The following is a 25,203-nucleotide window of genomic DNA, read 5'->3' as shown; positions in this document are numbered from 1 at the left end:
AAAACATGGGCTAAGAGAGCGAAGAATAAAAATACACGGGAGGAATTCGCGATGGGTTATTACGATCAGCAAACCAATACAAACCAAGAGAATCAGGAGATAACTCCATCCCGGTATGGTGATGGAAAAAAACCTGTTAAGCAAAGCCGGTGGAAGCCTGTACTGTCCTCAATCACAAGCGGTGTAGTCGGAGGGATGATTGTTCTTGGGGTTTACCCAATGATTGAAGACAAACAGGAGGAAACTCCGGCCTCTCAATCGGCACCAAACGAACAGACTGCTTCGCAGACTGCAGCCAATTCAGATAATGTGACATCAGTCAGCAAGTCCGGCAGTGTAGCGGATGTAGCGGAAAATCTATCTCCTTCTATCGTTGGTATATCAAACCTTCAGCAAAATAAGCAGAGCTTCAGTGATGCAGCGAAAGAGGCAGGCTCTGGTTCAGGCGTCATTTTCAAAAAGGAAGGCAATGATGCTTTTATTTTGACCAATAACCATGTGGTGGAAGGTGCGGAGTCACTGGATATCTCACTTTCCAACGGAGAAAAAGCAAAGGGGAAACTCGTTGGAGCAGACGCGCTGACAGACTTGGCCGTGCTTCGGATTGATGCTGCTGAAGCACCTGGAGTCGCGCCAATCGGTGATTCCTCCAAACTTCGTGCCGGGGAAAGTGTCATTGCCATCGGCAATCCGCTCGGAATTGAGTTCTCAAGAACGGTCACCGAAGGAATCATCAGCGGAACAGATCGAAGCATTCAGATTGATACATCACAGGGGCCATGGGAGCTGAATGTTCTTCAGACGGATGCTGCCATTAACCCCGGGAACAGCGGCGGACCGCTGATTAATATGAGCGGAGAAGTCATTGGCATCAACAGCTTGAAGATCAGTCAAAGCGGGGTAGAAGGACTGGGCTTCGCCATTCCAAGCAGTGACGTGATGCCGATCGCAGAACAGCTGATGGAAAAGGGTCAGATTGATCGTCCGTTTCTGGGGATTTCTATGGGGGATATCGAACAGATTCCGCCTCAGGCTGCTGCCGAAGAGCTTGGGCTTCCGGAAGGCATGACAACAGGCGTTTATCTAGATAAAATTCAGTCAGGTTCACCTGCTGATCAAGGCGGTCTAGAAAGAGGCGACGTGATTACCGCCTTGGATGGCAAAAAAATAAAAAATTCCAGTGAGCTTAGAAAATACTTATATGAAAGCAAATCGGTAGGCGATACCCTGAAAGTCACCGTATATCGCGATGGCAGCAAACAAGACCTTACACTAAAGCTCACTGCTCAAGAATAGATCACCAATCCATTAATACTAGACTATTTCGGCCTGCTTCTTAATTTGGAAGCAGGTTTTTTGATTTTTAAAAAGTTTTTGTATACTAAATTTCGAAAAGATTGCAGGGATGCCGGGGAATGAATAGTAAGGTGGCTGCTAAAAACTATGAAAATCCTGGAACGGGCTCATTTTGTAGTTTCGTCATTTAGACAAAGGGTAATACAGCCAACGTAACCGCCCAAATCTGTACATATGGAAATAAAGGCAAGGAGGAAATGAAATTTGGATTATAAGGGGACAAAAGATTCAGTTACTAAAGATGATGTAACGGTCGTGGATATAGGGGCGGCTAAAAAAGCAGTAACAGCAACCAGTATCGGAAATGCAATGGAATGGTTTGATTTTGGTATTTATTCTTATCTCGCAGTAACCATCGGTAAAGTGTTTTTCCCTGAAGTGGATGGACCGATGCAGCTGGTATATGCATTTGCAACATTTGCTGTTGCTTTTCTTGTGAGACCCATCGGAGGCATCTTTTTTGGTATGCTAGGGGACCGCATGGGACGAAAAAAAGTGCTGGCGATTACGTTAGTGATGATGGCCATTGCTACTCTGGCGATTGGACTGATTCCGAGCTATGAGTCGATTGGTGTTACGGCATCAATTTTGCTTTTAATTGCACGTCTTGTGCAGGGGTTCTCCACCGGGGGCGAATACTCAGGTGCGATGACGTTCATTGCGGAATCCACACCGGATAAGAAAAGGGGGATAATGGCGAGCTGGCTCGAAGTCGGTACGTTAACCGGTTACATTGCGGGCTCAGGGCTTGTTACGCTGCTGACCTTTATACTTGGCTCTGAAACGATGCTTGAATGGGGCTGGCGGATCCCATTTTTAATTGCCGGACCTATTGGGATAGTAGGCTTGTATTTAAGAAATCAATTAGAAGAAACACCAGCTTTTGAAGCGATGGAAAAAGCAAAGGACAATAAAAAGGAGCACATCTCCTTAAAGGAATTGCTCGTTTTCCATAAAAATCCATTACTCATTGGGATCCTGCTTGTCTTTTTTTATAACGTAACGAATTATATGGTGCTTTCTTATATGCCTTCTCATCTTACGGCTGTCCTTGGCTACGGTGAGACAAATGGTCTTCTCCTCATCCTGATTGTTATGTGTGTGATGATTCCCATTGTTTTATTGATGGGGTATTTCAGCGACCGTATCGGAGGGAAAAATATTATCGCAGGCGGACTTACAGGTCTGATTATTTTTTCAGTTCCAGCATTCTATATGATTGGCACCGGAAATACTTGGCTCGTTTTTCTCGGAATTCTCATTTTAGCCATCTTTTTGGCAGCCTTTCAGGGGACAATGCCTTCGCTGCTTCCATCCTTATACTTTACCGATGTGAGGTATGGGGCGCTTTCCATCACGTACAATTTGTCCGCCTCATTATTTGGGGGAACGACTCCGCTCGCAGTAGCATGGCTAATCAATGAGACAGCCAATAACTATGTCCCTTCTTACTACTTGACAGCTGCATCGGTTATCGGCATTGTGGTTGTCCTGTTTTTGGTGAAAGATCCAACAGGAAAGCCGCTTCGTGGATCCCCCCCGGCAGTTGAAAAAGAGCAGGAGATTCAAGCAGCAGTAAAAAAAGGTCAGGCTGAGGGGCTATGGTGGAAGGAAGAAAAAAAGGAAATCGAAGGCAAAATCCAAGCTCAGAAGTCTGAGGAAAGCTTAAATTAATTCAAAAGGCAGGTTTCAGATGAATTTCTGGAACCTGCCTTTTTTACAAGAAGGCTGCACATACCAGTGCCGTACTATTCGCCCCCGCCATCAGATGATGAGCTTACCGATCCTGCAATCGCAGCAATCATGATAGCCTGCTGTGCCTGCAGCACAATTTCCATGGACGTATAAAGTCCGGTTCCAAGAACGGATGCCTGCTGAATACAGCCGCTTACGGACAAGTGAGTGGCGGCGGTAAAGTTCATGTTTTTATACCATTTAAACTCCCTGTCTGAATTCAGCTGGTCAACGGTTTCAGCAAGAATGGCCAAATCGCGGCTGCTTTCTCCAGCCAGGGAGAGGAGGCCGATTTCTGGATAATGTTTTTTCTTAATCGTAAATCCAAGCTGCTCCAGTTCGCGGGCAGATTGTGTACAGCGCGACAGAAGACTGTGAAAATTGGATTTTTCATCCAGTGATAGAATATGGCTGAGAAATTGCAGGTCATTGCCTTTTTTAAAGCCTTGCCTGTTTAGTTCGTCATAATAGGTTTCCATTCGCTCAACCAGTTCGTTTACAGCTTCTTCTTTATGGGAGAGAAGTGCGGCAAGAGGATAATCGCTGGCAGAGGTCAGAAAAAAATGCTTTTCTTTCATGCGTGAGTAGATGGAGTATGCTTTAGATGCTTTTTCCAGGCTAACCGGCGAATCAGCAGCAGTCCCCATGATGGCCAATGCTGCAATATAAGTAAAGATGCCTTTCCGGAAACCGGCTTCGGCAAGCAAATCATGCACATGGTTCATTTCTTCAAACTTTGCAAAAGGATCTTCGTACCGGACATCCAGCATCGTTGCGGTAATAAACCGGTGATAGGATTTAAATGGAGAAAATAGACCGCTGTATTGCTTCATGTAATCACAAATATTTAAATAGGATGGAAGGTGGAAAGGTTTGCCGGAGACAGCATAGAGGGAAGCCGCCATCATTATAACCCTTTGATCCGCAGCCTTCCATTTTAATTCTTCTTTCAATGATAAATAAATTTCTTTGTACAAATATAATTTGTGCTGGATGGTTTCCATGTGAATCCTCCTCGTCCATTGCCTCCTTTACATACGTATAAAAAGCAGGAAAGATTCCTTCAGCTTGCGGATTTTTCCATTTTCTTCTCAATTTCAACAAATTCCATTTGTTTGGCAGAGACTTCAGAGAGTTCTTTTAAAGGAGTAAGAAGAAATTGAACGTCACGGTCAAATAAGTACCGTTCCTCAAATCCTTTTACGACAAAGGTGGCGAAAAACCAAATTTGTTCTACATGGTTTGGCGCAATTGAACTGGCAAGGTTCTTCAAGGCTTTAACAAGTTCAATCGTGATCATAATATTATCACGGGAGTAATGGCGGATGGACGCATAAGAATCGTATAAATAATCATCAAAGCTGCGCTGCTTCATCACAACTCTCAGGTTTTCTCCCTCATCGGATAAATAAGGAGAAAATTGAGTAACCCGGCAAATTGTCCTAAGCAAATCCGATATTTGATGGATGGAAATGGTGGCTGTCTTCATATCATCGTTTCCTAATGAACGAATAGCAATCTCTACGAATTTCATTAAGTTGTAGTGGATATCCTGAACATCTGTCTCAGATTCCCCAACAAGCACCGCTTTGTAATAATCCTTCTCGCGAATGTCCTTTCCTTCTGTCCTGTATAAACAGAAAAGGGGATTTCCTTTTAGAATAAATTCGCCAACATCATAAACCATTTTGACGATGAGTCCATCGCGTATGGCCAATTCCAGCAGTTTCTCATAATCGGCGATTTGAATATAACCTGATTTTTTTGAAAGCAGGGAAAAGCCTTCCTCCTCTGGAATTTGCTGTTCGAGCTTCATTGCATCAACTGACCTGTAAGGTTCAAGGTCCTCTTCAAGAGAATGAAGGATCGTTTTCGTTGAATCTTTTTTCATAGAATTTGCCATATGGTTTACCTGAAGCCATTTAACCGCGTGGTTAATAAAGAACACGAAAGTTCCGGCACAGATTATGACAAGCAGCGTAACGGTGTATGGAATCGCAAAGAATGCCATGTTTTCTTCACTGGATGTAAACAGGAAAACGAGCATGGTGTACAGGAAGCTTCCTATAAAAATGCCCAGAATTCGCTGTGTAGCTTTAGAGGCAATGAAGTTCTTTAAAATTCTTGGTGAATATTGGCCTGCCATGGATGTGAAAGCAACGAGGACCAGGTTAAATGTAAACGTTGTAAGAGTTAATACAGCTGGCGCAATCGTACTCACGAGTGTATTCGTCAGCTCAAATTTCACACTTAAAAAGGACGGTACTTTCGAACCGAGCATAAAAGGATAATCCAACATAAGAGTGATGCAGGCAAGTAAAACGGAATAAAGGCAATAGATCAAAGGAGCAAACCATAATTGAGACCGCAGCTCGTTGATAAACTGCCTTTTTGTGATATTTTTTAATTGTATCGTTCGATTCGATAAAAATGACATGCTGCAAATCTCCTTAAAAAAAAGCTACTGGTTTGTTTCCCGCAGAAATATTCACTCAAACATTATATGGTAATCATAGAGATGCAGAGAATTGGATAAATCGCAGGTACTATCTGATCATTAGATGCATCCGGGTTTTACATGCCTGCTCATGCCTTCTGAACATCAAAAAAACCCAACAACTCTCGCTTGGGCCGAGTTCCTGGGTTTTTAACTATTGTGCATTCCCTTTTCCAGCTGAAGCAGCGGAACACCATCTGTCTATACCAGTTGCAGAAACCGTTAAAACTGCGTCTAAAGCAGCTTTATGCTGACTTAGATTCAGCCGGGGTTTCGCAGCTTTTCTTTTTAAAAAAGAACCGGTATATGAGATAGCCTGCCAGCGCCAGTCCTGCAAGGATAAGGATGACGGTTTGCATGCTAGACAGGAATGTTTGGACAGAGCCTAAATTTCCGGCTGAACCAAGCCATAGCATAGCAAGGTTTAATGGGAAAACACCAATGAATGTCAAAAGCAGAAAAGGCAGCAGTTTTACTTTTGATAATCCTGAAACGTAGGAAATATAGTTCCCCACACCAAACGGCCTCGAGATGGCAATACTCCAGATCCCGCATTTTTTAAACCATCGCTGGGTCCGTTCGATGGTTTTCCGTTTACGGTTAAACTTCTCTTTTACTTTATGCTCAAGCTTCGCTCCAATCCAGTAAGGAATAAGAGTAAATACTGTGTATACCAGACTCGCGAGGAGCGCAATCAAAATCATCTGGGAGAAAGGCTGATCAAGTACATATCCGTAAGCAAGTGTTAAAAGGGCTCCTGGAAATGGAACAGAGGAAGCCTCAATGGCAATTCCACCGAGCAGCCCCCAAATACCGAACGTTTTTAGGATGTTAATGACAAATTCAAGCATAATAGCTCCTTTCCAAGAGAATCAGTCGGTTACTAATTCCCTAAGAAAGGAGCACTCTAAACTGGAATATATTTGTTCCTATAAATATAGAGGAAAATGCGAGGTACGGTCATAGTAAGAAGCTTCGGCTAAATCTTTAAATAATTTTGGTTCAGAATGTGCTTTTAAAAAGTTTTTATAAACAGTAGAAGCCATACCGGGAGCAGCAGCCAAGCCTTTAACAGGATTGGACAGAGCAAAAAGGTACAAAAGGAATCCTCCTCTCTTTGTTATATCGATCGTTCACTGAGCCATTGACCCAAATAATCAGGGAGCCCATTTTTCACAGTGAAAGTAGCGTGGCCTCCGTGAAGCACATGGATGCTTTTATCCGTGCTGGAAACATGGTCTATCATTCCTGTGCTCAATTCCATTGGAACGAGCTTGTCATTAGCAGCGCAGATTACGAGCAGATTTGCCTTAATGTTTGATAGTTTGGCATCCCTGCCATTAATTTTTAAGGTGCCCTTAAGCAGTTTGTTTTCTTTTCCCAAGTCTTGTATAAGCTGTTTCATTGCCGCGCCTGAGAAAGGAATATGCCCCTGTGTCCAGCGATTGAACCGTCTCCAATAGTCTGTGTATTCTTTATGGTCAACCCGCTTGAGGAGGGATAAATAAGGGCTGTAATAAATAGGATAGCTTACCATTCTTAGTCCTGCCTTCATAAAAAAAGCAGGGATAATACCAACCGCGTCGAATAAAGGATCCAAATCAGCTTTTCCTTTTCGAAGCCCTTCTGTAATTTGATCGAATACTTCATACTTGTGAAAATCAATAGGAGCCACATTTAAGATGAAGTTGCGGATCGGTTCATCGGCTACAGTCGCATAAATGGCAGCAACCGTTCCCCCGAGGCAATACGCAATCATCGTCAGCTCTTTGGCACCCGAATGACGAAGTGTTCTTCTGGCCGCTTCCTGGACATACTTTTTAACATACTCATCAATGGTAATGTCCTTATCTTCATACCCGGGGACACCAAAATCGAGCAGGTAAACGTCGTATCCTTCATTGACAAAAGCTTCAATCATACTGTGTCCCGGCGCTAAATCAAGAATGAATGCTTTATTAACAAGTGAATACACAAGAAAAAGCGGAATCGAATATTTCCTTTCATTTGCAGGATAATGCCAAAGAACAGCCTTATTCTTTTTCCAGACAGCTGTCCGGGGTGTCATTCCAGTATCCGGTTCCTGCTCCGACAGGAGAAGAGCGGTCTTTTTCAGTTGTTCAACTATTCCGGCAGCTGGAATCATGATTCTGATGCTTCCTTTAAGAGGGGATGCTTTGTTCCAAGGGCATGGTGAAGGAGAACTTCTTTTAATAATCGTTTCCTTTTTTCACCTTCTGAAAGCTGAGTCTGTTTATTCAGGGCGGATGGAGCAGGGTCTGCTTGCTTAGGGAGGGGAAGGTCAGCCGGGTTTTCCTTCTTGGCAAATTCATACAGGAAGCTTTCGATTTGATCCAGTTTTTCTTCCATCTGGATAGTGAGATTTGCTAGACGCAGAAAATCCTTTTTTGTAGCGTAATTCAGAGGAACAGAGAGGAATTCGGAAATTTCCTGACTCTGATGATAAAATTTTTTGATAAGTGGAGCAGCTATATTGGCAAGGATCAAAAGATCTTCCCGATTCAGCTCAGTCTGAATTGTTTCATTAAGCTTTTTTTCCAGTTCCGTTCCGACTTTTTTAATTAGGGCCAACGCTTCTTGAGTAGTCATGTCAGGCATACGATGTTCCTTTCTCGTTCATTTATAGGCTTGTATAATAGAAACCGTTTACCGCTCTGCGGGCAGCAGCAGGAAGCGGAACTAAACGGAGTCTCTATTAATCATCACATTACAGTATAAGTTTAATTCTGGTAAATGTGATAAAAATGATTGATAAGCCCGTACGATCAGGAAGAAATGTCGTGTGTATAAAGTTATGAGTAATTATACCTATTTTTAGTGGTTATTATTGAAAATTGGACTTTAGTGACGATATTATAGTCATAATGAATCAAGACTATAAGACTCATACTGAAAAGGAGTGAGGGATATGGCGTTTATGGAAGCTTTTCGTGCAGCCTTTATGTGGGCGCATATTGGAGTGCTGGCGGTCGGCTGCACGTTCATCTATTATCACGTATACAAAAACCGTAAAAAAGGGAAAGCTTAAAGACTTCGGTATAGTTTAGAAAATACATCATTTAAATACTTTTCTTTCGGAGTCGTTCTTCCTGCAAACAGCTTTCTCTCAATGATGAGGGCTAAATCTGCACAGGAACGGACCTCAAGCTCATTCATATATTGATGGCGGGCTTTATTAACCGCAAAAAGCCTGCTGGAATCACTTACAAAGGAAAGAAGCTGTTCTTCAAATGGACGGCTGCCATCAATTTTTTCAGCAAGCCCTCTATTTGTTAAGTAATCCAGGTTGACTTCTTCCTGGCCAGGCAAGACAGAATGAATGAAAATCAGCAGCTTCTTTCGGATCGATTCGCTGATTGTTACACCGCCCGGTTTTGTTACAATTGCGTCTGCCCAGCCATACAGCTGATTCATTTGTTCAGCTGACGCAATATAAGGCAAAGGGGTGATGTGGGGAGAACCCAGGTTCTCAACTTTTTCAAATAAGGCCTTATTGGAACCGCATAAAACCTTGTATTCTACCAGTCCGCTGTTTGAGAATTGGAGCAGATTCGGCAGGTTTTTTCCAAGTCCGAGGCTTCCCCCTGAGAGGATGACGTGAATTTTTTCATCCGAATACCGGTTCATTTTCCGGCGGTTTAGACGATCATTCGCAAGAATTCCAGACACAATAATTTTGTCTTCCTCTATTCCCATTTCGAGCAGTTCATTTTTAATATCCTTGCTTGGGACACAATGCAAATCTACTTTTTCTTTTCCCCACAGACCGTTTATGAAAAAATCCGTATACAGGTTCAGAACGGGAACATCACATACTCCGTACCTTTTCAGTTTATCTACAAGAAACGAAGGGAAGCTGTGGGTACAGACAATTAAGTCCGGCTTCTTTACTTCAATCAGCTGTTCCATTTTTTCAAGAAAAATCGCTTCATATGCCGATTGGACAATGTCTGATTTTTTATTGAAGAAAAGCCGGTAAAATGTACTGTAGGCACTTGGAAATCGTTTTATCCAGGTTAAATACAGTGTGGATATGAATTTCTCCAAACCGGCGTTAACGAAGCTCAAAAAATCCACCTTCGCACACTGCAGTTCCGGATCATGCTTTTGCAAAGCCTCTGCTAATGCATTTGCACTCCGATGGTGACCGGATTCCATTGTAAACAAAGGCAATACCAATACCTTTTTCATATAAACGCCTCCTTTTTTAGCATCCTAATCCTCAAGCATAATGGGCAGCGGCTTCCGCAGCGATTTTACAACAGGAATCGCTGCGGACAGAAGACCGATTGTCACACTTGCGATCAGCCACCCTGCAATACCTTGAGGGTAAATCTCATTCTGCAGAGGTGATCCGAGCAATGACAGGCCGATTCTTGTACTTAAAAATTGACTTAGCGGGAGGGAGATCACCCCAGCCAAACCCCAGCTAACGATGGAGACAATAATGCTTTCTCCTGCATACATTCTAAATATCTTTCCCGACGATCCTCCGATGGCCCTTATAATGCCAATTTCTTTCTGGCGTTCATACACGTTCATGCTGGCAGCTGTCATTAAATTCATCATTCCTAAAAGGGTAAAGAGAAACCCGGCCGCTAAAATGGAAGACACTACCAGTCCAATGATTTGTTCTGGACGTTTCTTCATAGCCTGAATCGTTTCAGAGCCCTCCACTGACACATTACCCGCTGCTAAACGCTTTTCGAGCAGGTCTGAAGCTTCTGTAAGGTCGGCACCGGATTTCATTTTTACCGCAACCCGGTTTGCTGCATTGCTTGAAAGCCATTGCTCATAATCATTCGAACTCATATAAGCAGCAGGTCCCTTTAACTGGCTGCTGATGATTCCTTTTATAGTAAATGCTTTTTCTTCTCTGCCTATTTTAAGCTTTACGGTCTCGCCTGCTTTTGGATTTTCAAGCAGAGTGCGCAAATCCTCATTAATAACAATCGCAGGCTTTCCTACCTTACTGAGCCATTGTCCCTCCTGAACGGCAGGCCTGATGAGTTTGGACTGTTCTGGAAGCGACATAAGCAGAGCATTTTGTCTGCCTCTATCTTTGGAGAGAACTTCTGTATTTCGAACCGTCCAGCCTTCTGCTTCGCTCACACCTTCTGTTTTCTCAAAAAGGCCAATCAGTTCTTCCTTCGGTAAATCACTTTTGACAGACCATTCCTGATCATAATTCCAAAAGTGATTCATTTGCTGAAGCTGATTGGTCAGAGTCTGATGCAGAGTAAGACAGGATAGGATGATCGCTCCTCCAAATGAGAGCATCAGAATATTGGATAGCACCTGAGCTTTTCTAGACCTTGCATGTCTCCAGGATAATAGACTGAGGGAAAACCATACAGCTCCTTTTTTTTCCTTTGAAGGAAAGGAGTGCGGCACATTCCGCAAAGAATCAGTCAGCGGCTTGTTCAAAACGTTTAAAACAGGCCAGAATGCACCGAAAAAAGGAATCGCTAGTGAGAATCCGGCAAGCAAATACACCGTATTTAAATCGATAGATTCTGTGTACGATCCGATATTCAGCTCTTCTGCCAGATATCGGACTGCCCATTTGCTTCCATAGTAGGTCCCTGCTGCAGATAACAAAAAGGACAGTGTCCCTATTAACCCTAAATAAACAATATACTGCCTCCATATAAACGAAGCCGATGCCCCGACAACCCGCTGAATCCCTAATTCTTTTACTTGTTCGGCGATGACCCGGTGAAATAAATGAATGATTAGAATGAATCCGAGAACAAGAGAGCAAAGCCCGAACAGGATAAGCACCGTTAAAATGGAAGAGGCAAGAGTGTTTCGTATATAAAAGGTTTCCTCTGACTGTTCAGTGCGATAGGAAGTAATGTCTGAGGATTTCAGGATTTTGTTAATCCGGGAAATGAGCTGATCCCGTTCCTTTTTACTCGTTCCATCTTCAAATCGGACCTGAATCTGTGTGTAAGCCAGTGGGACACCTAGTTTTTTCAGGGCATCCTTTGTCAGATAAACATAGCCTGTGCCGGTAAACCCTGCTGGGATTCTGGAGGGGTCCGATACTGAGCCTGATAGCTGCATGCTTTTTTGCTTCTCACCGGGAATAAGAAGCTTGATTTCTTCGCCTTCCCTCCAAATGTATTCATTTTTGGTGGAAGCTTCAGCGTAGACACCTGAATCGGATTTTTCATCCTTTGCGATGTTGATTTTTCCAATTTGAAGCCTATCTTTATCAGGTAATCCGGTGACTTCAATATTCTTATATCCGTCCTCTGTTTTCGCCCTCGCACGAAGAGAGATCCTGGGCTCTGCTTTCTCCAGACCTTCCAATTCTGCCAGCTCTTTAGGGATATCTTTAAAGGAGTTGGTGTAAAAGGATGCATCCGCTGCGTTCGATTTTTCCATACTTTCCTGTAAAGCTGCTTCAAATTGAAGCTTCGTATGAAGAATGGTTCCCGCAATCGTTAGACTGATTGAGATTGATAACAGGATGAATAGTGTTTTGGCTTTATGCTTTCTTATATCGCGAAACGGTTTCTTCATCATTAGCGGCATCATGTTCCGCCAGCTCCGTGCTGCTGATAAACACCCGTATGATTTGATATGATTTTTCCATCCTTGACCGTGATAATCCGGTCAGTATTTTTGGCGAGCTCCAGATCATGTGTAACCATTGCGATGGTTTTCCCATTTTTGGATAGGGTTAGAAACAAGTCCATTACACCCGCTGCATTTTCTGTATCCAGATTTCCGGTTGGTTCATCAGCAAACAGGATGGGAGGATCATTTGCAAGAGCTCTGGCAATGGATGCTCTTTGTTTTTCCCCTCCTGAAACATAATCCGGGAACATATGGGCCTTATGCAAAAGTCCTACAGAATTCAGCAGCTCAGATGCGCGCTGTTTCTTGTTTCTTTTATTAGAAGAGAACGCCATAGGGAGCATTACGTTTTCAAGAAGAGTAAGGGTCGGAAGCAGATGAAAGGACTGAAAGACAATTCCGATCTCCCTGTTTCTCCATTTTGTCAGCTTCCGTTTTGAAAGCTTAGTAATTTCCGTTCCATTAATGATGATCTTTCCTCTTAGGGGCTGGTCAATACCGCACAGGAGATTTAGCAGAGTAGATTTTCCGCTTCCGGATTTGCCGGTTATCGCTACAAATTCGTTAGCCCGTATGCCTATATTCACTTTTTTTAGAACATGCTGCCGCTCGTGGCCGTTTGCATACACCTTCTCAATCTCAACCGTTTCAATCATTTCTGCACCTCACCGCGGTTTCTGGCTTGTCTGCGTTTCAACATCTATAAACCTCCATACCATTAAATATCATGTGGCTTGAAGATTGGCAACCAGCCTCCTACCCCCAAAAACGTATTGTATAAGTCGGATTGCGTATATATTCACAGAAAATAGACGTGAATAATTAGCACCTCTGGAATTTTATAGTGGAAAAGGACAATGGATATGTGAAATCCTTCTCATAAGTAATGTAGAAAAATGACGAAATTTGTCGAATATGATTGATTTTTTTAGACCTGTTTCCTCATTTTTCTTAACAAAACTTGATTTATCATCGAATTTTTTAAAAGTTCACGGATTTTCAAAAAAAGTCGAAATTTGTGGTGTTTTTTCATTACAAATTTATTACAAAAATTACAACGAATTTAATGTTTAATCTTGTATGTTGAATATAGGTTTTTACAAACCCTTACGTATACAGTGATTTTTATATTACATAAATGTTACAAAGTGAAGAAAATGATAATGTGAAATAGATAACGCTTACAAGCTTGCAGTTAACCCATTTTTCCCGTTTTCTTCAAAACAAGGATGAATAAAGTCACGGGCAAAACGGCAGATTGAATGCTTTCAGAAAATTTCTTACTCTGAACGAGATGAAAGTTCCGGTACGAACCGCCTTAAAGCGAAAGAACGGGACTAATATCAATTTGAGAGGAGAACGAGTATGGCTAAAGTTGAACAGGATCTGTCTGCGGTAAACAGCTCGCAGGAAATGAACACACAAAAGAAATTATCAACGAGGGAAAAAACTTTCGTTATTTCTTTGTTCGTGATCACAGTAGCAGCCCTTTTTTATGTAAACTGGACTGCATCTGATAAGTTGAATTTAACAATCGGTCTTTATGGTTCTGTTATGATTGCCTACCTATTAGGGAAAATGCTTCTTTCCTTCAAATACCAGGAAGTCATGATGGATCCGCCTGATTTAAAGGTATCAGTCGTTATACCTTCCTATAATGAATCACCCGATTCTGTGCTTGGCACCATTGAAAGTATTCTGAAGCAGGATTATCCAATTCATGAAATTTTCCTGATTGATGATGGAAGCAAGGACATTTCTGGTTATGAGGCGACTTTAAAACTTAAAGAAAACCTTATGTCAGGTATTGGTGAAACAGCCGCTGAGCTGGCTAAAGGCAACTACAAAATGCCGAATTTGATTGTTCATCGCCTTCCTCAAAATAAAGGGAAACGCCATGCGCAAATCTGGGCTTTCGAAAAAGCAACTGGAGATGTATTTATTACAGTAGATTCAGACTGTACTGTATTTCCAAACGCTGTCCGTGAATTGCTAAAACCATTTAACAATCCGGAAGTATCAGCTACAACAGGCCACGTAAATATCCGAAACCGCACTGATAATGTCCTTACCCGTCTTATTGATATGCGTTACGACAATGCCTTCCGTGTAGAGCGTGCTGCTCACTCGGTTACAAATAATGTTCTGGTATGCAGCGGACCATTAAGTGCATACAGACGCGAAGTAGTCATGAAAAACCTGGATCACTACGGAAACCAAATGTTCCTTGGACAGCAGGTTCAGCTTGGTGATGACCGCTGCCTGACAAACTATGCGATTCGTGAAGGAAAGACACTTTATCAATCGACTGCCCGCTGTATTACAGATGCTCCAACAGATTTGCGCACACTGCTTAAGCAGCAATCACGCTGGAATAAATCATTTTTCCGTGAGAGTCTTGTTGCATTGAAAATTGGTTTTACAAAGCCGAACGTTTTTGTATGGGTCATGCTTGAAATGTTCCTTTGGATTGCATTCGGTATTTCACTTATTCTTGCCATCTACTTTACGACGACAACAATGGGCTGGATCTTGCTCATCTACTACCTGGCTTACGTTATTATATCGGCATACGCCCGTAACGTTTTTTATGCCTATAAGAGGCCGTTTACATTCTTGCTCGCACCATTATATGGTTTGCTTTTCCTAATTCTGCTTTGCCCGCTTCGCTTCTGGGCGCTTCTGACTATTCGCTCAACTGCTTGGGGTACACGCGGCTAAGCAAAACATAGAGAGAAATTTCATGTGAATGGAGAGGTTTTAATGAAAGTACGTAAAGCGATTATTCCAGCAGCCGGATTAGGCACCCGTTTCCTTCCAGCTACGAAGGCTCAGCCGAAGGAAATGCTGCCGATTGTAGATAAACCGACGATCCAGTATATCGTAGAAGAGGCCATTAAATCGGGGATTGAAGATATTCTCGTCATTAGCGGACGCGGTAAACGCGCCATTGAGGATCATTTCGACAAGTCCTATGAGCTTGAGGAAACGCTCTACAAAAAAGGGAAATTCGATAGACTCGAAGAAATCCAGTCCATTTCGAACATGGCAAACATCCATTACGTGCGCCAAAAGGAGCCTCGCGGACTTGGCCATGCGATTCACTGTGCTGAAAGCTTTATCGGAAATGAACCTTTTGCTGTATTGCTTGGCGACGATATCGTTAAATCCGAAACTCCCTGCCTGCAGCAGCTGATCAGCGTGTATGATAAATATGAATCTTCTATTCTGGGTGTACAGGAAGTAGAGCATAAAGATGTTTCAAAATACGGCATTATTGCCCCACTTGAGAATCATACACTGGAAGATGGTGTATTATCCCTCTCATCCGTAGTAGAGAAGCCTGCTGCAGAAGATGCGCCTTCCAACTATGCCATCATGGGGCGGTACATTTTGACACCTGAAATTTTCAGCATTCTTGAAACACTGCCTCCCGGTTCCGGAAACGAGATTCAGCTGACAGATGCTATCAAAATTCTGAATGAAACACAGACTGTTCTCGCGTATAATTTTGCAGGCAAACGATATGATGTGGGAGATAAGTTCGGATTTGTAAAAGCAACGATTGATTTTGCTCTGGAACGCGGCGATCTTGGAGACCATGTTCATGAATATTTAAGCAGCCTTGTGAAAGAAAAAGAAATTACTTTGTCATAAACGTGCATTTGTCCCAGCTATCCAATGGACAGCTGGGACAAGCATGTCCCGCTGTAAAGCATAGGAGGAGGAAATCATATGAATATTGCCATTATCGGAACGGGTTATGTAGGTCTGGTTACCGGGGTCTGCCTTTCTGAAATTGGACATGACGTAACATGCCTTGACATCAACTCTGATAAAGTAGAAATGTTGAAAAAGGGAATCTCTCCTATTTATGAACCAGGCCTTGAAGAGCTGATGGTGAAAAACACCGAAGCAGGGCGCCTGAAATTTACAGACAGCCATATCATCGGCCTTAAAGATAAAGACGTTGTGTATATTGCGGTGGGTACTCCGCAAGCTGAAGATGGATCTGCTAACCTATCTTATATTTTCAAAGCTGCAAGAGATATCGGCCAGAATATCACTAGAGACGTGACCGTTGTTACAAAGAGTACCGTCCCGCTCGGCACGAACTACAAAGTGCGCGAATTGGTTATGGCGAACCTGCAGGACAATTACCTCGTAGAAGCTGTATCCAATCCTGAATTTCTAAGAGAAGGATCTGCTGTTCACGATTCCTTTAACGGTGACCGCATTGTAATTGGTGCTGACAATGCAGAAGCGGCAAACATTATTGAAGAAATCAACAAGCCATTCGGCCTGCCAATCTTAAAAACGACCATCAGCAGTGCGGAAATGATTAAATATGCAGCAAATGCTTTTCTTGCTACAAAAATTTCCTTTATCAACGAAATTGCGAATCTTTCCGAAAAAGTAGGAGCAAATGTAAGCGAAGTGGCTGAGGGCATGGGCCAGGATGCTCGAATCGGCAGACAATTCCTTAATGCGGGCATTGGCTATGGAGGCTCTTGTTTTCCAAAGGATACCCATGCACTTGTGAAAATCTCCCAGGATCACGGACATGATTTTCACCTGCTGAAGTCGGTTATTCAAATTAACGAAACCCAGAAAACACGTCTGGTTAATAAAGCAAAAGAGCGCCTTGGTTCTCTTGAAGGCAAACGCATTGCCCTCCTGGGACTTGCTTTCAAGCCGGAAACAGACGATATGCGTGAAGCTGCTTCTATCGTTGTTTCACAGCAGCTTGTCGAAGAAGGTGCTGAAGTCGTCGGCTACGATCCGATCGCTGTTGAAAATGCAAAAAAAATCCTTCCTGAAGAAGTCATCTATGCAGAGCAAATTGAAGATGCCATTAAAGAAGCAGACGCAGTCTTTATCCTGACTGACTGGAAAGAGATTGTTGAAAAAGCCCTTCTCATGTCAGGCCTTTTCATGGAAGAACCAATTGTATTTGACGGCCGCAACTGCTACTCAGCAGAAGAAGCGCAAAAACTTCATGTAGAATACATCTCCATTGGACGCGAAGCTGTCCTGCCTGCGGGTGAAAAAGAGCAGGAATCGATTCTTGCTGCTTCCTTTTAACCAATAGATTACTAAACTTACAGCTTAGGTGTTGGCATCCATGTAACTAAATTTGAGAGGGTGCAAGGAATGAAGAAAATCGCTTCAGCAGTATTGGCGGCAGCAGTAGCTGTCAGCGCAGCAGCTCCGGCTTCAGCTGCGGAAATCAAGGTTCCGCAAAGTGCAATTGAACAAGCTAAGAAAATTGATGTGAACTCCATCTGGAAAACCGTTGATACGTTCAAAGGCACAGTGATGCTCAAAGACGCAAAGTACAGGGTCAGCTACTCAGAAGAAAATGGCAAAGTAAATGTTGCCATTAAGAAAGAAAGCGGAAAAGAGACCGTCGCAGTAACAGGAGAAGAAGCAAATAAGAAAGTTGTCCAATTTGTTAAAGACCTTGACCTTTCTCTTAAGCTGAGCAAAGAAGAAGTGATTAAGCGCTTATCCAATGCCTTAGGTGTAAAACCTTCCGATGTTACCCGTGCGAACGTATCCATTGGCTTTAACAACATGGCCGGCGTTGACTTCTCCTTTAAAAAAGGTGAAAAATCAGCTGTAATCAGCCCGTACAGCATTAGCAGACTTTACATGAAGGTAGAAGATAAAAACGGCTACTACTATCATGTAACTTACCTGACAAGCGGCGATAGCATCAAAACAGTAATCGAAAAGAATACCGCTGCCGGCAAGAAAACATACAAAGGTTTCTATGCCCTGCTTGAAGCACTAAGAATAAAAGACAGCATCATTCCAGAAAAAGACGCAACCTGGAACGGCTACCTTGATCAGCTTTCCAAAACACTGGGCTTGAAAGTAACAGATATCACAAAAGTCGAAGTGCAATCTCAGTTTGAAAACAACTCAAAAGCCAACATCAGCTTCGAGAGATAAGTGAACGAACCGCCCCGGATTAAGTGTGGGGCGGTTTTTTTTTGGTTTTAAAGTGGCTCAACGGGTGAGAGGGTTAGATAACGGATAGGCCGGGCGGCTATACGGCTGTGGGTGAAACAGATCGATTTAACATATTGGGCTTTTTTAGGAACGGCTGCCGGGTTTGGACATGTAAATTGATTGAAATGAAATCAAAAGGAAGACTTAGGATTTGTGTGGGGCGTTGTGAGGCAGGCGGCGGGATAAAACAGGGGAGAACTTGGATCCTATTTGCGGAGGGGAGCACAATTTTTCAAGGGCAAATCAGTCAATGGGATAAAACAAGGGAGAACTTGGACAAGGCGGCACCCGGAATCGGCGTTTTTTTGGGATATATCGGATATTTTTGGAATATATCGACCATTTTTAGGATATATCGACCATATTTCCGATATATCGGCTATTTTTTGATTATATCGACCGAAACGAGGCGGATATCGACTTTTCGGGAGGATTCGACAAGGTGGGGCAATTCATGTTTGGTCTGCAGTGCTCATGCTAAGTCAGCCTCGTTTAGATCACTCAGCGGAATCTAGTATTTTCCTCCCCCCACTATCCAGAACGTCATGCAAACTCCCCTTAGGATCAGGAAAGCCATGCTTCCAACCGCTTATGATGAAGGTTCCACGTTTTGAAAGCGTTATCTATAGGGTATTATCCAGAATAATACAGGGAGGAGGAACAACCATGGTGAATACGTTTAACGAATCTGCGATTGCAACCTATTTAAAAACAACAGCAGAGGAATTATGTGAAGAGCTTGGCTCAAAGGATTGGGGAGACACAGACAGAGCCAGATTGGAGGGGAAAATCGCAGCGTACAAGCAAATGCTTGACCGGTTTGAGCTTGGGGATTACGAATGCGAGCACATTAAAACAAACAGATAAAAGCCTTCTGAATGATTCAGAAGGCAATGAAATCTGGCTTAAATAATGTGCCGTCCCTGTTCGGACAGAGCAAAGTATATACCGTGCTGCAAAGTACTGAAGCAATGGAAAGCTGACAGGTTGTATTCTGATTTAGCAATCGAAATCGCAAAATCAGGTGAAATCCCGACCAAAACCGTTTTTATGCCGATTAACGATGCGGATGTTGCAAGCTTATCGATAAACTCAACGGTTCCTTTTGTAACGTCTTCGCTCATTGCCGTCAGATCCAGGACCATATATTGAGCTTTTTGGGCAGGAAGGTTCTGAAGGGTGCGCTGTACAAGGTCGTAAGAGCGCTGTTCATCGTATTTCCCTATAAGAGGAACGACAACGATGCCTTCAAGTACGGGTATGATCGGAGAGGAAATTTCTCTGATCAGTATGTTCAGGTCATGGGTGCGTTCTTCCACTAAATGCTCAAGCTTTCTGATTTGGTCAGATTGTTCCTGTCGTGCATATTCATGAATATTCTGCTGAACTGTTGTGGCGGAAGGGAAATATTCAAATTCGCAATAAGCATCACCCTCAATCTGGCTCTTTATGACCTTATACCAGATATTAACACCAAACAAACCTGTCAGGATTCCTGCAAAATGTCCTGGGATGAACGTTCCCCGGTTTGTTTTTCCCTGAGCGCGGTTTATTTTAAATTCCCAGCTGTCTTTTACTTGGATAATGGCGGTTTTCCGGGCATGATTGACCTGGGAAATCTCCATTTTACCCCATCCGGCGGAAGCATACGTGTTGGGAAGAACAGCTGCTACTTCATTCAATGTAAGGCGTTGGCTTTTAAAATAGTCTCCTACTATTATTCCCTGTCTGAAACCGGCCGTTTCCAGAACAACGGAGGCGGCTTTGTCGCCGGAAATCTCTTCGATCGTATCAAAAAGAATTCTCATCGCAGAATCGATCCAAAAAAGGACCGCATCATCTTTCTCATATTTAAAAACACCCTCATCAAGATTCCAGCTGAACTCCAAGCCGCCAACCTTAATGGTGTTGTCCGTGAAGGATTTAATTTCGTTTTCCATCGTACACAACCTTTCAGTTAATCCCTTCTACTATCATACTACATATTCTGTCAATTGGCTGAAAAAAATCATATAGGAGGTGGGCAATTGAGGACAAGTGTGCTCGTTATTGGCGGAGGTGTCGGAGGCCTGACGGTTGCTTTAAAACTCGCCATGTGCGGCATTGATGTGACCGTGGCAGAACAGGCGAAAAGCGGGACTCATCTGTACAAAGGGGAGCTCCTTCAGCCGAAAAGCCTGGAAATTTTCAAGGCCCTCGGTTTAATCGGAAAAGTAGAATCCTGCGGTCATCGCATCCACCGTATTGATATACATGAAATGAAAAAGAGAGGGCAGCTGTACGAGGAAATCGGCCATGCGAGTATGGATTATGGAATGGTAGAGAGCGTGTTTTCGTACTCACTCATGATTCCGCATGAAACATTGAAGGAAATCCTTTTACATGCAGCAGAAGCCTACCCTGCTTTTCATTATCTGCAGCCTGCAAGATTCAGAGGATTTACGGATCAGCATAAAGCGGCAGTCAGTTACGAAGGGAAAGAAAAGACGATTGAAGCGGACTTTATTATTGGGGCGGAGGGACGGAGATCCAAAACGAGAGATTCGATGAAGACAGAGATAAAGGAACAGACGTATGACCACCATTTTCTGACGGTCTCTTTTGGAAGACCTGCTCATTTAAACGAAGGAAAGATGATCTCTTTTTCTAAAGGCTTCCTTGGCCTCTTTCCTCTCCCCGGCCAGCGTGTCAGGACGGTCTACCTGATTCCGGCAGGCAGCTATAAGGAAATGAAGGATAAAGGGATTGGGTATTTTCACCAATGCTATAAAGAGCTATGTCCTGAATTGGATGGGTACGTGGATGAGATTAAGGGATGGCGTGAAATCCAGCTGATGATTCCTGTAAGGTATCATGCAAGCCGATATGTAGAGGGAAGAATCGCACTTGTTGGAGATGCGGCTCACAGTGTGCATCCGATGGCAGGAGAGGGGATGAATCTGGCTATCCAGGACGGAGATATTTTAGGTGAGCTCCTGTGCTGGATGTACTCTACTGGGAATACAATACCAGAATGCTTGAAGTGGTATGAAAGGGTGAGAAAGCCGAGAACGAGTCACGTGCTGAACTTAAGCCATTTTTCAGCGCTCACTTATTCGAAGCCGCTTACGTATTTCCCTGCCTTTAGAAAAAAAGGCATTATCCAAACCACTAAGGATGACTGGCTTCATACGAAGCAGATGCTGAATGTTTCCGGGCTTGGAATTTGGCGGGAAAATGCTCTTGACCGCATGATTCAGATTGGGTTATTTCCAGCCAGATCTTCTTCGGATCCAGCCCATCTTCAAAAAAAATACATGTTCCATCAGGATTTGGACTATCCTTGGAGAACACGGGGAGGAAAGCACGGTGCTGAATGATTATGTGAGAGTGCTTAAGGCTAAAGGCTGGATGAAGCGAAACATGCCGTTTCTTTATACGTGGCACGCTTATATCGGGTACGAGCTGGATCTTTATGAGTACTTTCGCAAACCGAAGACAATTGCAGAAGTCGCCCGGCAGCATTCTTTGCAGAAAGATCTGCTGGAGCGCTGGATGGAAGTCGGACTCTCGATCCGGTATATGAGAAAAGCCTCTAAAGGAAGATTTAGAACTTCCAGAAGCTTTATGCTTCCTTCTGCGAAGAAAAACCCCTTATCGACCGGGGTCATACTTAAAGAAATGATGGAGCTTCATATCCCTGCATTGCTCAGCTATCCTGCGATCATGAGAAGTGAAGAAAAAAAGACCTTCGATCATGAGCAGCACGGGGAAGTAGTGGCTCAAACCTCCTCCATTCTGGAGCAGGTGGCATATCCGGCAATTCATCATCTTGTCAGGAAAACGGGAGCAAAAAGCATCCTTGATGTCGGCTGTGGCCATGCCGGTTATTTAAAAAGACTTGCAAGAGATTTTCCCGCACTAAAGCTGACAGGAATTGAATTGAATGAAGGAGTGGCAAATGAAGCAAGAACGAGGTGCCGGGATTACCCGGACCTGCATATTGAATGCAAGGATGCGTTTGAATGGGAGAATCCTTCCAAAAAAGATTTGGTCCTCTTTAATAATCTTCTTCATTATGTTCCGCAGGAAAGGCGGAGCCTGCTGCTGAAAAAAGCGGCGAGCTGGCTTGAAGAGGGAGGCGGAATGGCAATCATTACTCCGATGAGCCATGCGAAATACGGGAAACAATTTTCCAGTGCCTTTAACAGCTTCTTCTCAGCATTTGAGAATCTTCACCCCATTCCCTCTGAAAAAGACATGAAAGAGATGGCAGCCGAGGCTGGCATGAATGTGTCCTCGGTCCGTCCTGTCGTAAAAGAAGGAGGATGGTTCGCCGTCTGTATGCAAAAACACGGTGATTAAGCATTTTGCAGACAACCAGGGTGCCTGAAACGAGCATCGGAATTATTGAAAGGAAATAGTGCCAAGCAGGCCTAAAAAGAAGCGGGGCTAAAAGGGCTGGCCTGATCGGTGGAGTGAGTTTCTAAAAGAAGACTGGATTCCCGGTCTTGCGAGTCTCTCCATGAAGGCGAAGTTTTCTTATTCTGAAAGAAAGGCTGCCAGAGTGCTGCTCTTCGGTACAGGCGATTGGGACGCAGCGCTGTGGTGATTGGGTCAGGACAAAACAAAACCAGACTGAACGGCATGGAAAGCAACAGGGCGGGAATCAGCTTTTATCCATTCGCAGGCTGTCGGCTCAAAAGTATTTTTGAAAGAATAAAAAGCACCTTCCAAGATTGTAGTATCACCCCACGAATGCCTGCTGGTGTGTGCAGAGCAATCCTGGGTTTTTTTGTACCTGAAACGGCGGCTTTATCCATCCGAAAATATTCTTTAAGCTTACAAATGGCCGTATTCATTCTTTCCTATCCCTTTTTTAATCCCTTAACATATCAGAGGAAATTAGACTCCTGTTCATTCCTTTTCATAGACACAATGGAGGGGCACCTCAAGTAAAAGGAACTACATTGATTGGTTTTAGTCTGTATGTAAACCCTTCCATATTGAGAGCGCTCATTTCGTCCCGATCTGCAAATTTTTACATTCCTTTACAAAGTGAGAAAAGATCTAGAGATATCCTTGTGCTTTCAATGAAGGAAAAAAATAGAAGAAGTTGAAGGGGCAGAAAATCTTCAAAACTCCTATTCAAAGGGGGGGATGGATGGAAATCGTAATTCCTGGAGCGCTTTAAATGTTAGAAAAATCTAAATAATTGAGCCGAAGCACATGGTTCGGCGAAAGAAACAGAAAAAGGACTTGTAACTTTTATCATCTGTTATTCCTGCCGCTAAATCCATACAGTAGACATGGGTTAATTAAAAAGTGCTGATGAAAACGTTAAGAGGAGATGAGGTTACGTGTGGGTCATTTTAGCGGCCGCTGTTTTCGTTCTGCTGCTGGGAATGATTGAAAAGCGCCGCCACCAAAAGCGGATTGATTCCATTCCGGTCCGGATTAATATTAATGGAATCCGCGGCAAATCAACGGTAACCAGACTGATCTACGGTGTTGTCAAAGAAGCCGGATACAAGACGGTCGGCAAAACGACTGGTACCGATGCAAGGATGATGTACTGGAACACGAGAGAAGAAAAGCCAATCGTCAGGAGACCGGAAGGCCCGAACATTGGGGAACAAAAACGTGTCATTCACGAAGTTTACGATCTGAAGGCTGAAGCACTCGTCAGCGAGTGTATGGCAGTTAATCCTGATTACCAGGTTATTTTTCAGGAGGATATGCTGCAGGCAAATATCGGTCTTATCGTCAACGTACTGGAAGATCATATGGATGTCATGGGACCGACGCTTGATGAAGTGGCTGAAGCGTTTGTCGCAACCATTCCGCATAACGGGCATGTCATCGTAAATGAGAGCCCTTATATTGATTATTACCGGAAAGAAGCAGAGAAGCGTAACTCGACATTGATTGTATGTGACAATACCAGAATTTCCGAGCAATTTTTAAAAAGCTTTGAATATATGGTTTTTCCTGATAATGCCTCTCTGGCACTCGCAGTAGCGGACGCATTGGGAATTGATGAGAAAACAGCATTCAGAGGCATGCTCAATGCTCCACCCGATCCGGGGGCAATGAAAATCCTCCCTTTAGCAGATGCAGCGAATCCAGGCTTCTTTGTTAATGGATTTGCAGCGAATGATGCTTCTTCTACCATTAACATTTGGAAAAGAGTGGAAGATCTTGGCTATCCAACAGAAAATGCTGTGGTTATTATGAATTGCCGGCATGACCGCGTAGACCGGACCATACAATTCGCGCACGATGTCCTGCCGTTTATTCCAGCCGGAGACGTAGTCATCATTGGAGATACAACGCAGCCGATAGAAGATTCCTATCAAGCCGGTAACATTCCTGCCGGCAATTTTCACAATCTTGAAGGCTATTCCACTAATGAGATTTTGGCTGTGCTCGAGCCGATGATGAGTGGGCGGGCAATATATGGAGTAGGAAATATTCACGGTGCTGCAACACCGCTTATCGAACAATTAGAAGAGTATAAAATAAAGCAGATTGTCAGTTAGGAGGAGAGTCATTGTTCGGTTCTGATTTATACATAGCCCTCGTATTGGGGGTACTGCTAAGCTTGCTGTTTACTGAAAAAACGGGGATCATACCCGCCGGATTGATTGTACCCGGCTACCTGGCTCTCGTTTTTGACCAGCCTGTTTTCCTGGCTGTTGTCTTTTTTATCAGTTTGCTTACTTATCTAATTGTTACCTATGGCATTGCGAAAGTCGTGATTCTTTATGGGAGAAGAAAATTTGCGGCGATGCTTACGGTAGGGATTCTTTTAAAGCTCGCTTTTGATTATACTTATCCGATTCTTCCCTTTGAAATATTTGAATTCAGGGGGATCGGCATCATTGTGCCCGGCTTGATTGCCAATACGATGCAGAAGCAGGGAATGGCCCTTACAATTGGCAGTACGCTGCTGCTGAGCGGTGCTACATTCCTGCTGATGACACTTTACTACATTATATAAAGGGGGT

22 protein-coding genes are annotated in these 25,203 nt (G+C 43.5%); 11 read left to right on the top strand and 11 right to left on the bottom strand.

Annotation, left to right across the window (positions count from 1 at the left end; all coding sequences use genetic code 11):
• The first annotated feature begins 51 nt into the window (after nucleotides 1-51).
• On the top strand, nucleotides 52-1,296 hold the full coding sequence (locus ACQCV8_RS01385; protein ID WP_426842751.1) for a S1C family serine protease: 1,245 nt from the start codon (nucleotides 52-54) through the stop codon (nucleotides 1,294-1,296).
• 264 nt (nucleotides 1,297-1,560) lie between these two features.
• Nucleotides 1,561-3,030, top strand: coding sequence for an MFS transporter (locus ACQCV8_RS01380; RefSeq protein ID WP_426842750.1), 1,470 nt, complete (start codon nucleotides 1,561-1,563; stop codon nucleotides 3,028-3,030).
• 74 nt (nucleotides 3,031-3,104) lie between these two features.
• Here ACQCV8_RS01380 and ACQCV8_RS01375 read toward each other — a convergent pair whose 3' ends face one another.
• From ACQCV8_RS01375 to ACQCV8_RS01335, 9 genes are all read right to left on the bottom strand, one after another.
• Entirely contained in the window at nucleotides 3,105-4,094 is a 990-nt protein-coding gene (locus ACQCV8_RS01375; protein WP_426842749.1) for a DUF4003 family protein, read from the bottom strand.
• Between the two features lie 59 nt (nucleotides 4,095-4,153).
• Nucleotides 4,154-5,527, bottom strand: a complete 1,374-nt coding sequence (locus tag ACQCV8_RS01370) for a DUF2254 domain-containing protein (protein WP_426842748.1) — start codon at nucleotides 5,525-5,527, stop codon at nucleotides 4,154-4,156.
• 305 nt (nucleotides 5,528-5,832) lie between these two features.
• Nucleotides 5,833-6,438, bottom strand: coding sequence for a DedA family protein (locus ACQCV8_RS01365; RefSeq protein ID WP_426842747.1), 606 nt, complete (start codon nucleotides 6,436-6,438; stop codon nucleotides 5,833-5,835).
• A 78-nt stretch (nucleotides 6,439-6,516) separates the two neighbouring features.
• Complete coding sequence (locus ACQCV8_RS01360; protein ID WP_426842746.1) at nucleotides 6,517-6,687, bottom strand: hypothetical protein; 171 nt, start codon at nucleotides 6,685-6,687, stop codon at nucleotides 6,517-6,519.
• A gap of 20 nt (nucleotides 6,688-6,707) precedes the next feature.
• Entirely contained in the window at nucleotides 6,708-7,733 is a 1,026-nt protein-coding gene (locus ACQCV8_RS01355; RefSeq protein WP_426842745.1) for an alpha/beta fold hydrolase, read from the bottom strand.
• Nucleotides 7,730-8,206, bottom strand: a complete 477-nt coding sequence (locus ACQCV8_RS01350) for a hypothetical protein (protein WP_426842744.1) — start codon at nucleotides 8,204-8,206, stop codon at nucleotides 7,730-7,732. The genes ACQCV8_RS01355 and ACQCV8_RS01350 overlap by 4 nt, the downstream gene beginning before the upstream one ends.
• A gap of 426 nt (nucleotides 8,207-8,632) precedes the next feature.
• The gene (locus tag ACQCV8_RS01345; protein ID WP_426842743.1) at nucleotides 8,633-9,799 is read right to left on the bottom strand and encodes an MGDG synthase family glycosyltransferase; all 1,167 of its coding nucleotides are present in this window, start codon (nucleotides 9,797-9,799) and stop codon (nucleotides 8,633-8,635) included.
• 24 nt (nucleotides 9,800-9,823) lie between these two features.
• On the bottom strand, nucleotides 9,824-12,154 hold the full coding sequence (locus ACQCV8_RS01340; protein WP_426842742.1) for an FtsX-like permease family protein: 2,331 nt from the start codon (nucleotides 12,152-12,154) through the stop codon (nucleotides 9,824-9,826).
• A complete protein-coding gene (locus ACQCV8_RS01335) occupies nucleotides 12,151-12,852 on the bottom strand; it encodes an ABC transporter ATP-binding protein (RefSeq protein WP_426842741.1) in 702 nt (233 codons plus the stop codon). Before ACQCV8_RS01335 ends, ACQCV8_RS01340 begins: the two co-directional genes overlap by 4 nt.
• 709 nt (nucleotides 12,853-13,561) lie before the next feature.
• Between ACQCV8_RS01335 and ACQCV8_RS01330 the strand changes: the two genes are divergently transcribed.
• The 5 genes from ACQCV8_RS01330 to ACQCV8_RS01310 all read left to right on the top strand — a co-directional run bounded on the left by ACQCV8_RS01330 (nucleotide 13,562) and on the right by ACQCV8_RS01310 (nucleotide 19,081).
• Nucleotides 13,562-14,917, top strand: a complete 1,356-nt coding sequence (locus ACQCV8_RS01330; RefSeq protein WP_426842740.1) for a glycosyltransferase family 2 protein — start codon at nucleotides 13,562-13,564, stop codon at nucleotides 14,915-14,917.
• 42 nt (nucleotides 14,918-14,959) lie between these two features.
• Nucleotides 14,960-15,853 (top strand): UTP--glucose-1-phosphate uridylyltransferase GalU, encoded by an 894-nt coding sequence (gene galU, locus ACQCV8_RS01325; RefSeq protein ID WP_426842739.1) that lies wholly within the window; start codon nucleotides 14,960-14,962, stop codon nucleotides 15,851-15,853.
• A gap of 78 nt (nucleotides 15,854-15,931) precedes the next feature.
• Nucleotides 15,932-17,281, top strand: a complete 1,350-nt coding sequence (locus ACQCV8_RS01320; RefSeq protein ID WP_426842738.1) for a UDP-glucose dehydrogenase family protein — start codon at nucleotides 15,932-15,934, stop codon at nucleotides 17,279-17,281.
• A gap of 69 nt (nucleotides 17,282-17,350) precedes the next feature.
• On the top strand, nucleotides 17,351-18,154 hold the full coding sequence (locus ACQCV8_RS01315) for a YusW family protein (RefSeq protein WP_426842737.1): 804 nt from the start codon (nucleotides 17,351-17,353) through the stop codon (nucleotides 18,152-18,154).
• 726 nt (nucleotides 18,155-18,880) lie between these two features.
• Complete coding sequence (locus tag ACQCV8_RS01310; RefSeq protein ID WP_426842736.1) at nucleotides 18,881-19,081, top strand: hypothetical protein; 201 nt, start codon at nucleotides 18,881-18,883, stop codon at nucleotides 19,079-19,081.
• Nucleotides 19,082-19,119: 38 nt separating this feature from the next.
• Here ACQCV8_RS01310 and ACQCV8_RS01305 read toward each other — a convergent pair whose 3' ends face one another.
• Nucleotides 19,120-20,154: an STAS domain-containing protein gene (locus tag ACQCV8_RS01305; RefSeq protein WP_426842735.1), complete on the bottom strand. Its 1,035-nt coding sequence runs from the start codon at nucleotides 20,152-20,154 to the stop codon at nucleotides 19,120-19,122.
• A gap of 87 nt (nucleotides 20,155-20,241) precedes the next feature.
• Here ACQCV8_RS01305 and ACQCV8_RS01300 point away from each other — a divergent pair, with 87 nt between their 5' ends.
• Together ACQCV8_RS01300 and ACQCV8_RS01295 are read left to right on the top strand one after the other, a co-directional pair.
• On the top strand, nucleotides 20,242-21,573 hold the full coding sequence (locus ACQCV8_RS01300; protein WP_426842734.1) for an FAD-dependent oxidoreductase: 1,332 nt from the start codon (nucleotides 20,242-20,244) through the stop codon (nucleotides 21,571-21,573).
• Nucleotides 21,563-22,558, top strand: a complete 996-nt coding sequence (locus tag ACQCV8_RS01295) for a class I SAM-dependent methyltransferase (RefSeq protein ID WP_426842733.1) — start codon at nucleotides 21,563-21,565, stop codon at nucleotides 22,556-22,558. Before ACQCV8_RS01300 ends, ACQCV8_RS01295 begins: the two co-directional genes overlap by 11 nt.
• 311 nt (nucleotides 22,559-22,869) lie before the next feature.
• Here the strand turns inward: ACQCV8_RS01295 and ACQCV8_RS01290 are convergent, their stop codons facing one another.
• Nucleotides 22,870-23,055 (bottom strand): hypothetical protein, encoded by a 186-nt coding sequence (locus ACQCV8_RS01290; protein WP_426842732.1) that lies wholly within the window; start codon nucleotides 23,053-23,055, stop codon nucleotides 22,870-22,872.
• A gap of 498 nt (nucleotides 23,056-23,553) precedes the next feature.
• Between ACQCV8_RS01290 and pgsB the strand changes: the two genes are divergently transcribed.
• Nucleotides 23,554-24,735, top strand: coding sequence for a poly-gamma-glutamate synthase PgsB (pgsB, locus tag ACQCV8_RS01285; protein WP_426842731.1), 1,182 nt, complete (start codon nucleotides 23,554-23,556; stop codon nucleotides 24,733-24,735).
• An 11-nt stretch (nucleotides 24,736-24,746) separates the two neighbouring features.
• Nucleotides 24,747-25,196 carry a poly-gamma-glutamate biosynthesis protein PgsC gene (gene pgsC / locus ACQCV8_RS01280; RefSeq protein ID WP_426842730.1) on the top strand — a complete coding sequence of 150 codons (450 nt, stop codon included), beginning with the start codon at nucleotides 24,747-24,749 and terminating at the stop codon, nucleotides 25,194-25,196.
• Nucleotides 25,197-25,203 lie beyond the last annotated feature (7 nt).

Source organism: Metabacillus sp. 84 (assembly GCF_050107715.1).
In the GTDB taxonomy this organism is placed as follows: Bacteria; Bacillota; Bacilli; order Bacillales; family Bacillaceae; genus Metabacillus_B.
This window is presented reverse-complemented; position numbering and strand designations above follow the sequence as displayed.